Genomic DNA, 9,874 nt, shown 5'->3' on the forward strand with positions numbered 1-9,874 from the left:
TTCGGCTGCGACGGCTCGACCGACGTCACCATCGGCAGCGCTGGCCAGATCAAGGCGCTCGGCACGGGCACCGCGGTGATCGCCGCGGCGGCGCGCAATTTCGTCAATGATGCGGGCGCCGGCGCATTGTCGGCGGCGAACGGTCGCTGGCTCACCTATTCGACCTCGCCGCTAAGCGACACCCGGGGCGGTCTGGCGACGACGTTCAAGCAATATGCCGCTACCTATGGGGTAACCAGCGTCGCGCAGGCGACCGGCAATGGTCAGCTCTACACGGTCGCGCCGCTGGTGACGGTCTCGCTGATCGGATCGACCACCAAGGCCTATGACGGCACCACCGCCGCCACGCTGACGACCGCCGGCAACTTCCTGCTGACGGGCGCGATCGACGGGGATGATCTCGGCCAGATGCTGACCGGCTTCGGCACCGCCGCCTATGCCGATCGCAATGCCGGCACGGGCAAGTTGGTGACCGCCACTGGCCTGAGCGGGGGCGCCGCCAGCAACGGCGCGGTCACCGTCTATGGCTACGCTTTGCCCACCACCGCGACGGGAACGATCGGCACGATCACACCGCGCGCCATCGCGGCCACCTTCGCCGCCGCCGACAAGGTCTATGACGGCACCACCGCCGCCACCGTCACCACGGGCTTCGCCACCGGCGGCGTGCTCGCGGGCGACAGCCTCTCGATCGCAGGCAACGGTACGTTCGCCGACCGCAATGCCGGTATTGGCAAGACTGTAACCATCTCGGGCCTGACCCTGTCGGGCGCGGATGCGGGCAATTACCAGTTGCTCGCCACCACCGGCACGACGACCGCCTCGATTACACCGCGCACGATCGCGGCCACCTTCGCCGCCGCCGACAAGGTGTATGACGGCACCACCGCTGCCACCGTCACCACGGGCTTCGCCACCAGCGGCGTGCTTGCGGGCGACAGCCTCGCGATCGCAGGCAACGGCACGTTCGCCGACCGCAATGCAGGGATCGGCAAGGCCGTCTCCGTCTTCGGCCTGACCCTGTCGGGCGCGGATGCGGGCAATTACCAGTTGCTCGCCACCACCGGCACGACGACCGCCTCGATCACCCCCCGCGCCATCGCGGCCACCTTCGTCGCCGCCGACAAGGCCTATGACGGCACCACCGCCGCCAACGTCACCACGGGCTTCGCCACCGGCGGCGTGCTCGCGGGTGACAGCCTCGCGGTCGCTGGCAACGGTACGTTCGCCGACCGCAATGCAGGGATCGGCAAAACGGTTGCCGTCTCGGGCCTGACCCTGTCGGGCGCGGATGCAGGCAATTACCAGTTGCTCGCCACCAGCGGCACGACCACCGCCTCGATCACCCCCCGAACGATCGCGGCCACCTTCGTCGCCGCCGACAAGGTCTATGACGGCACCACCGCCGCCACAATCACAGCGGGCTTCGGCACAGGCGGCGTGCTCGCGGGTGACAGCCTCGTGGTCGCTGGCAACGGTACGTTCGCCGACCGCAATGCAGGGATCGGCAAAACGGTTGCCGTCTCGGGTCTGACCCTGTCGGGCGCGGATGCGGGCAATTACCAGTTGCTCGCCACCACCGGTACGACCACCGCCTCGATCACCCCCCGCGCCATCGCGGCCACCTTCGCCGCCGCTGATAAGGTGTATGACGGCACCACCGCCGCCACAATCACGACCGGCTTCGGCACCGGCAGCGTGCTCGCGGGCGACAGCCTCGCAATCGCAGGCAGCGGTACGTTCGCCGACCGCAATGCCGGGATCGGCAAAACGGTCTCCGTCTTCGGCCTTACCTTGTCGGGTGCCGACGCGGGCAACTACCGGTTGCTCACATCGGGCGGCACCACCACCGCCTCGATTACACCGCGCACGATCGCGGCCACCTTCGCCGCCGGTGACAAGGTCTATGACGGCACCACCGCCGCCACCGTCACCGCCAATTTCGCCGCCGGCGGCGTGCTGGCGGGCGACAGCCTCACGGTCGCGGACGACGCCCGTTTCGATACGTCGGCGATCGGCTTCGGCAAGTCCGTACAGATCACCGGCATCAAGCTGATCGGTGCCGACAGCGGCAATTACCGCCTGTCGACCACGACCGCGGAGGTGCACGCCAGCATCCAGCCACGGCAGGATCTGGATACAGCGTTGGCCGGCGTCATCGCTCGTCCCGACGGGGCGAACGGCACCGCCGACACAAGCCCCGGCACCGCCACCCCGGCGCTGACCACCACGGCCGCCGTGATCGGAGGCGCCCGCATCACAGAAGCGGCCACCCCGGTGGCCCGCGTCGCGACCGGCGCGAGCAATTCGACACTCCTCCTCGCGGATCGAACGATCTCCACCGCAACGGGGCTCAGCCTGTTGACCGCTGATCCCGCCGCCGCGCCGGAGCGAAGCCAGCCGATGGCGATCTATACGACCAGGCCCGCGGCGGCGCCCGACCTTGTCGGCACCTTCGTCGCCACCGACAGCGGCAACGCCATCGAGCTGGAGGCCGCGCCAGGTGAAGCCTTGGCGCTGGACCGCTTCAGTCAACCGGCCAGCATGGCGGCGGTTCAGGTCGAGACGATCGCAGGGACGCTCGATCTTCAGATCGGCGCCGCCGACGACGCTACGTTGCTGATAACGGTGGTCCGTGACCCCTCCGGCGCAACCGCCAAGGCGATTGCCGCATTCGGCCTGGCGGCGGCCCGGAAGAATCTCGCGATGGGCGTGGGGCGGATCAAGGCGATCGTGATCCTGTCATCATAAGGTCGATTGCGGCATCCCGGCGCCGACCGAAGCGGCAAATATCGCGGGAGCATTCCATCGGGGGCAGTTCTGGAAATATCCCGGTCTTCGGCGGAAATCTTCCGCCGGGGACCGGCCTTGCCAACTACCAATTATGTCAGCTCCGATCCAAGGCGCTGATGCCGCCGGTCCGGTGGTTGAACCATCTCCAATGCATGTGTTTCCACCCACTCGTCGAGGGCCGTCACGAGAGGGCTAAGCGAGCGTCCCAGGTCGGTAAGCGAATATTCCACCCGCGGGGGCACTTCGGGGTGGGCAAGCCGCACCACCAGGCCGGCGCCTTCCAGCCGCTTGAGCGTCTGAATCAGCATCTTCTCCGAGATACCCCCGATCCGCCGTCGCAGCGCGCCCGTCCGCATCGTCTGCTCGCTCAGCGCGTGGACGATCAACAACGCCCATTTTTCCGCGAGCAGCGCGAGGATCGCGCGCGCCGGACAATCGGGTCGCATGACATCGCAGGCCAGACGGCGGAACTCGACACTCATTTCATACTTACCCATAGGTCGGTACTTGATCACAGAGCATGTATCAACAAATGGCGGCGGAGCCAATCACCGGGAGTATGACCGATGCGCATTCCGCCAATCCTCGGCTTGCTGATGACCGCCGGAGGTGCCCTGCCCGTCGGCACGGCGGCACCGGCAACCCAGGCGCCCGCCCCGGCGCTGACGCAGCAGGCTCCTGCCTATTACCGCTTCAAGGTCGGCCGGATGACCGTGACCGCACTTTCGGACGGTACGGCCGCTATTCCCTGGGAGAATATTCTCAAGGGAATGGCGCCGGATGACATACGATCACGCTTCGCGGCAGTCGGCGAGAGCACGAGCCGCGACACCTCGATCAATGCGTTCCTGGTCGATACCGGCACCCGGCGCATCCTGATCGATGCCGGAGCGGGGGCGCTGTTCGGGCCCTGTTGCGGTCGCTTGCGAACGAACCTTGCCGAAGCGGGCTACCCGGTCGAGACGATCGATGCGGTGTTGCTCACCCATGTTCATGGTGATCATTCCGGCGGCCTTACCGTCGACGGCGCCCCCGTGTTTCCGAAAGCCGACATCTACCTCGCCCGTGCCGAATATGATTACTGGATGAGCGATGTCCAGCAGGCGCGCGTCAATCCCAGTCACAAGAAGATGTTCGCGGAGGGACGTGCTGCGATCGCGCCTTACGACGCGGCCAAGCGGCTGCATGTCTTCTCCGGCCGCAGTGTGCTCTTTCCCGGTATCACCGCGATCCCCGCCCCCGGCCACACGCCGGGCCATAGCTTCTACCGTATCGCCGATGGCCAGGATCATCTTCTGGTGATTGGCGACATCATCCACGCGGCCGAGGTTCAGTTTGGCCATCCGGATGTGACCGCCGACTTCGACGCCGATCCGCCACGCGCAAGAGCGACGCGGGAGCGGACGCTCGCCGAACTGGCGCGCACGCACGAACTGGTCGCGGCCGATCACGTCAGCTTCCCAGGGCTGGGACACGTCACCCGCGACGGCCAGGGTTATGCATGGAACGCCCAGCCCTATCAGGCCGCCGTCACCCCGGCGGCCCGATGATGATGAAGCGACACCCGTAGGCATCTCGCCAATCTGCTATTGATTCTCATTATGGTTTTATTTAGCCCGCGCGAAAAAGGGGGCCATGATGAAACTGATTGCGTTTTTGCTTTGCTCCGGTGCGCTGGTCAGTGCGACGCCCAGCGTCGCGCAGCGGGCATCCTCCACATCCGAGGAACCTCGGCCGGACGACATTGTCATCACTGGCGAAAAGTCGAACCGCACGCTTCAGGACACCACCACCAGCGTCGCGGTCACGACTCCTGAGCGCATCCGGCAGGAGAACATCCTGACGATCCAGGATGCTACAACCGCACCGCCAATCTGTCAGAAACCTACGGTTCCTCAGGCTTCACCATCCGGGGCATCACCAATCAGGGCGTGGGCGGCGGCGGCGACGGGGACACGGCGACGGTCTATGTCGACGGCGCACCGAACCCGCGTCAGGCGCTGTTCGGCGGCCCGACCGATCTGTGGGACGTCGCCCAGGTCGAGGTCCTGCGCGGGCCGCAATCCACCATCCAGGGTCTGAATGCGCTGGCCGGCGCGATCGTGCTGACGACGCGCGACGCGTCCGTTACCGATTATAGTGCAGACGGACGCATCCTGTGGACCGATCGCGACGATCGCACCTTTTCGGTCGCGGCAGGTGGTCCGCTGATCCGCGACGAGCTTGGCATCCGCCTGTCGGCGGAGAGGCGCGCCGATCGTGGCATCATCCGCAACGTTACCCGTGGCGGCTATGACGACAGCCTGCGCACCCTCAATCTGCGCGGCAAGCTCCACTGGACGCCGCAGGCGCTGCCAGGACTTGACGTGACGGCGAGCTACAACCGCGTCCGGCGCGACGGCGGCTATCTCTACGAATACACCAACCTCACCACGCCCGATTTCTACGATCACCGCCAATCGACCAGCGACCAGCCCAATCGCGGCTATGTTCGCTCCGACATCGCCATCCTGAATGTCGGCTACGAGGTGGCGCCGCGTCTGCGCGTGTCGAGCGTCACCTCGTTCAACCGCGCCGCGACGCTGGCGCAGACCGACGCGGACGGCACGGCCGCCGATGTGCAGTTCATCAGCAACGACAGCCGCTATCGGACCTGGACCCAGGAACTTCGCCTCAACTACGACGGCGAACGGCTCAGCGGCGTTCTGGGTGCCTGGGCTTACCGGCGTTCGGGTTCGCTTGATACCAACAACCGCCTGAACATCCCGACGCCGGTCACCACGATCAGCAGCCTGTTGCAGAGCGGGGGTTTCCCCGCTGCCGCGGCGAGCCAGATCGCGACCACCTATGCCGCCGCCCTGCCGCAAATACCGGTCCGCTACATCGCCGATCAGCCCCTGCTCGTCAGGAACGCCGCGCTGTTCGGCGACGGTCGCCTGCGGGTTACCGATCGCCTCTCGTTGCTCGCCGGCTTCCGTTACGATCACGAGGACAACCGTTATGGTGCAGAGACGATCGCGACCTTCAACGGCACGCTGCCCAATCCAGCCGCCTTTGGCGCCACGGGCAGCGCGCTCAATCTGGCCGTCACCGCGATCAACCGCGGCGTGCTTGGCCTTGTCGCGCAAGCGGCGTCGGCGCGGGCGAGCAATGCGCGCAGCTTCGATGCGTTTCTGCCGAAAGCCGGCGTCAGTATGGAATGGACCCCGGACCTGACCACCGCCCTCACCGTACAGCGAGCCTATCGATCAGGTGGATCAAGTCAGAATCCGGCGCGCGCAACGCTGGTTGCCTACGATCCCGAATATAGCTGGAATTACGAGGGATCGCTGCGTTCGCGGTGGCTGGACGGCAGGCTGACGGTCAACGCCAACCTCTTCTACGTCGATTGGAAAGACCAGCAGACGACCGCCTTCTTCGGCCTCAACGCCTACGATTACAACACCGTCAATGCCGGCGCATCACACCTCTATGGCGGGGAATTGGAGATACAGGGCCGCCTCAACCGCATGTTCGATGCTTATTTCTCGGCCGGCTATGTGCGGACCAAATACGATCGCTTCGATCTTCCCGCGGGTTCGACAAGCACGGTCGACCTGGCCGGGACCCAATTCCCCTATGCACCCCGCTGGACCCTCGCCGGCGGAGTGAACGGGCGCGTCGGGCCCATCACGGGCAATATCAACGCCGGTTATCGCAGCGGCGTCTTTTCCTACGTCGGCACGACGCAGGGGCAGTCCCGCCTGGCCGGCCGTACCGTCGTGAATGCTCGCCTCGGCTACGACGCCGGGAGGTGGACGGTATTCGCCTTCGCCCGGAACATGCTCGCCGCGGATTACCTTCAATATCGCCTGCCGGACGGCAATCGCGGCATCGTCGGCGATCCGCAGACCTTCGGCGCTGGTCTGGAATTGCATCTGTGACGGCATTACACATTCGCCGGGGTGGCAGGGGCCGCGGTTGAGGCGGCCTCGGCCCATATCATCACCGGGGGCCCGTCATGTTCATCATCCTCCTCAAATTTGCCGATAAGGCAAAAGCACCGTCACTCATGGCCGGGCACAACACCTGGCTTCAGCGCGGTTTCGAGGAGGGTCTGCTGCTGCTGGCGGGAACGGTTAAGCCCGCGGCGGGCGGCGCGCTGATTGCCCATGGAGCGACGCGGGAAGCGATCGAGGCCTTCGTGGCGCACGATCCCTTCGTTGCCGAAGGCGTTGTCACGGCAGAGATTCTCGACATCACCCCGGCCCGCACCGATACGCGCCTCGCCTTTCTGAAAGACTGAGGGGTGGGCGCCACGATTTCTGGCCCTGACGGTCTTCCCCGCTGTCACTGGTGTGCCGCCACGCCGGACTATATGGCCTATCACGATACCGAATGGGGATTTCCCGTCGCGGATGATCGCCGCTTGTTCGAGAAGCTGACGCTGGAAGGCTTTCAGTCCGGGCTCAGCTGGCGCACGATCCTGGCCAAGCGCGAGAATTTCCGGGCGGCCTTCCATGGCTTCGACTTTCATCGCATCGCCACTTTTGACGAGGGGGATGTCGAGCGCCTGTTGTGCGACCAGGGAATCGTGCGCCACCGCGGCAAGATCGAGGCGGCGATCAACAATGCCCGGCGCGCGGTGGAATTGGTAAAGGGCGAAGGTTCGTTGGCTGCTTACTTCTGGCGGTTTGAAGACGTGCCGCCTGCTGACACCGTCCCGCAAACCGCATCGACATCGGCGGCGTCGGTGGCGCTGTCGAAGGATCTCAAGAAACGCGGCTGGGCGTTCGTGGGGCCTACCACCGCTTATGCCTTCATGCAGGCGATGGGGCTGATCAACGATCACGCGATCGGCTGCGCATTCAGAGACCGAGTGGCGGAGGCGCGCGCCAACTTCAGTCCGCCGCGCTGATCATCGACGGCGCCGCCCGCCGGTTTCGCGCGCCACCTCATCGACGACCAACCTCGCCCGCGATGGCGGCGCGTTATTCCTTGACCAGCGTCACCTGTACGACATCGATCCCGCCGCCGCGGAAGCCGCCTTCGCAATACATCAGATAATAGCGCCACAGGCGCCGGAAACGCGCGTCGAAACGTGCCGGCAGCCGCTCCTCCCTCACCGCCGTCTCAAACCGTTCCCGCCACTGTTTCAGCGTTTCGGCATAGTCCAGCCCGAACGATCGCCGGTCGCGCCACGCCAGGCCGTGCCGCTCCGCCAGCACGCGGAAGCGCGGTTCGGCGATCAGCGATCCCCCCGGGAAAATGTAGCGCTGAATGAAGTCGATATTGCTGGCGTAGGACTCCCACACGTCCGGCGCGATCGCGATCAGTTGGATCGCGGCCCGGCCGCCGGGGCGCAGGAGATTGGCGATCGTGGCGAGGTAGCCGTCCCAGTTCTCGGGCCCGATCGCCTCGACCATCTCGATGCTCGCGACCCCGTCATAGCAGCCGGTGACGTCGCGAAAGTCAGTGATCGACACCGTCACCCCGGGCAGGGCGCGCGCGGCGACATGATCATGCTGTTCCTGCGACAGCGTGATCGCATGTACCGCCACACCACGCGCTGCCGCCGTCGCGGCGAACGAACCCCAGCCGCAGCCGATCTCCAGCACGCTATCGCCCGCCGACACCGCGGTCCGGTCGAGGATCGCGTCGAGCTTGCGCTGCTGCGCTCCATCCAGTGCGCGATCCCCATCGGCGAACAAGGCGCTCGAATAGGTCAGCGAGGGATCGAGCCATTCGCGATAGAAATCGTTGCCCAGGTCGTAATGGGCGGCGATGTTGCGGCGCGCACCGGCGCGATCGTTGCGGCGGCCGCGATGGATCAACCGCCCCGCCCATCGCGCGACATGCTTGGCCCGCGCGACATTGCCCAGCGCGGCCCGGTTGCGCATGAACAGGTCAAAGATCGGGACGGGATCGGGACTGCTCCAGTCGCCAGCCTCCCACCCCTCATACCAGCCGACCGATCCGGCCGAGACGAGCCGCCATAAGGCGTTCCAGCGAAGGATGCGCACGATCGCGAGCGGCCCGGGGCGATGCCCGCCCAGCAGCCGCCGTGTGCCATCAGGCAGGATCGCGTCGATCGCGCCCTCGACCAGCCCCGCGTCGATACGATCGAGGAGCTTGTGATAGAGCGGCGCAACCCACCGCGCCGTGCGCGGCGGGGTGACGGAGCGGGAGGCGGGAGCGGCTTCCATGGCGGAAGCGCGGCTAACCTACCTTGCGCCCCGCCGCCAGTGCCCGCTCACGCGCTTCGCGATGGCCGATCAGCATCGCGGGATAGGCATCGGGGCGACAGCCCGCCGCCTCGGGATCGTGGATCGCCCCGTCGGGCAGCTTGGCCAGTTCGGGCACCCATTGGCGGATATAATCGCCGGCGTCGAATTTCTCGGACTGGGTGAGCGGCGCCATGATCCGCCCGAACATATTGGCGTCCACGCCGGTGCCCGCGACCCATTGCCAGTTGACCGCGTTGTTGCCGTAATCGGCATCGACCAGCGTGTCCCAGAACCAGCGCTCCCCCTCGCGCCAGTCGATCAGCAAATGCTTGATAAGGAAGGATGCGGTGATCATGCGGACACGATTGTGCATCCACCCGGTCGCCCATAGCTGCCGCATCCCGGCGTCGACGATCGGATAGCCGGTGCGTCCGCGCTGCCATGCGGCAAGGTCGCCCGCCGCCGCCTTGCCGGTGCGCCACGGCAGCTTGTCGTAGCGGGGTCGGCCGTTACGGTCGGCATAATCCGGAAGAGCGAGGATCACGCCCGAGGTGAAATCGCGCCATGCCAGTTCCTGCCGGAAGACGGTATCGCCGCTCGATGTCGCCTGCCAGACGGTGCGCGGCGATACCTCCCCGAAGTGCAGGTGCGGCGAGAGGCGCGAGGTTCCCTCCTGCGAGGGCATGTTGCGCGCTGTATCATAGTCCGCGATGTCGAGCGCCTTCACCTTGCGCAGCGCCGCCGCCTCGCCCGGCGTCCAGTCAAACCCGCCCGACCAGTCGGGCTTGGTCGGCAGCAAGTGCCATGAGGCGAGCGTATCGCTCTTCGGCCAGTTCGCCGGCGCCGGGATCGATCGCGGCAGCGGCAGCGGATCG

Annotated in this window: 7 protein-coding genes and 1 pseudogene; 5 read left to right on the forward strand and 3 right to left on the reverse strand. The window is 66.1% G+C overall.

What is annotated here, in order from left to right; genetic code table 11:
- Positions 1-2,751 (forward strand): beta strand repeat-containing protein (locus tag ACFDSW_RS00405; RefSeq protein ID WP_375248291.1); only part of this gene is annotated, 2,751 nt, incomplete at its 5' end.
- Positions 2,752-2,882: 131 nt separating this feature from the next.
- Here the strand turns inward: ACFDSW_RS00405 and ACFDSW_RS00410 are convergent.
- Entirely contained in the window at positions 2,883-3,308 is a 426-nt protein-coding gene (locus ACFDSW_RS00410) for a winged helix-turn-helix transcriptional regulator (protein WP_375248292.1), read from the reverse strand.
- Positions 3,309-3,359: 51 nt separating this feature from the next.
- Between ACFDSW_RS00410 and ACFDSW_RS00415 the strand changes: the two genes are divergently transcribed.
- The 4 genes and pseudogenes from ACFDSW_RS00415 (at position 3,360) to ACFDSW_RS00430 (ending at position 7,690) form a co-directional block, all read left to right on the forward strand.
- Positions 3,360-4,343: an MBL fold metallo-hydrolase gene (locus ACFDSW_RS00415; protein WP_375248293.1), complete on the forward strand. Its 984-nt coding sequence runs from the start codon at positions 3,360-3,362 to the stop codon at positions 4,341-4,343.
- An 88-nt stretch (positions 4,344-4,431) separates the two neighbouring features.
- A pseudogene (locus tag ACFDSW_RS00420) lies at positions 4,432-6,716 on the forward strand (TonB-dependent receptor).
- Positions 6,717-6,793: 77 nt separating this feature from the next.
- Complete coding sequence (locus tag ACFDSW_RS00425) at positions 6,794-7,078, forward strand: YciI family protein (protein ID WP_375248294.1); 285 nt, start codon at positions 6,794-6,796, stop codon at positions 7,076-7,078.
- 3 nt (positions 7,079-7,081) lie between these two features.
- Positions 7,082-7,690 carry a DNA-3-methyladenine glycosylase I gene (locus tag ACFDSW_RS00430; RefSeq protein ID WP_375248295.1) on the forward strand — a complete coding sequence of 203 codons (609 nt, stop codon included), beginning with the start codon at positions 7,082-7,084 and terminating at the stop codon, positions 7,688-7,690.
- A 73-nt stretch (positions 7,691-7,763) separates the two neighbouring features.
- On the opposite strand, the gene ACFDSW_RS00435 is transcribed toward ACFDSW_RS00430, so the two are convergent.
- Together ACFDSW_RS00435 and ACFDSW_RS00440 are read right to left on the reverse strand one after the other, a co-directional pair.
- Positions 7,764-8,978: a class I SAM-dependent methyltransferase gene (locus ACFDSW_RS00435; protein ID WP_375248296.1), complete on the reverse strand. Its 1,215-nt coding sequence runs from the start codon at positions 8,976-8,978 to the stop codon at positions 7,764-7,766.
- A 13-nt stretch (positions 8,979-8,991) separates the two neighbouring features.
- Positions 8,992-9,874 (reverse strand): cryptochrome/photolyase family protein (locus ACFDSW_RS00440; RefSeq protein WP_375248297.1); only part of this gene is annotated, 883 nt, incomplete at its 5' end.

The organism is Sphingomonas sp. (genome assembly GCF_042091075.1).
Classification (GTDB): domain Bacteria; phylum Pseudomonadota; class Alphaproteobacteria; order Sphingomonadales; family Sphingomonadaceae; genus Sphingomonas.

What these genes read in the sequence shown, in the direction of transcription:
- ACFDSW_RS00415 (WP_375248293.1), top strand. Translation starts at nt 3,360, where the DNA reads ATGCGCATTCCGCCAATCCTCGGCTTGCTGATGACCGCCGGAGGTGCC.
- ACFDSW_RS00425 (WP_375248294.1), top strand. Translation starts at nt 6,794, where the DNA reads ATGTTCATCATCCTCCTCAAATTTGCCGATAAGGCAAAAGCACCGTCA.
- ACFDSW_RS00435 (WP_375248296.1), bottom strand. Translation starts at nt 8,978, where the DNA reads ATGGAAGCCGCTCCCGCCTCCCGCTCCGTCACCCCGCCGCGCACGGCG.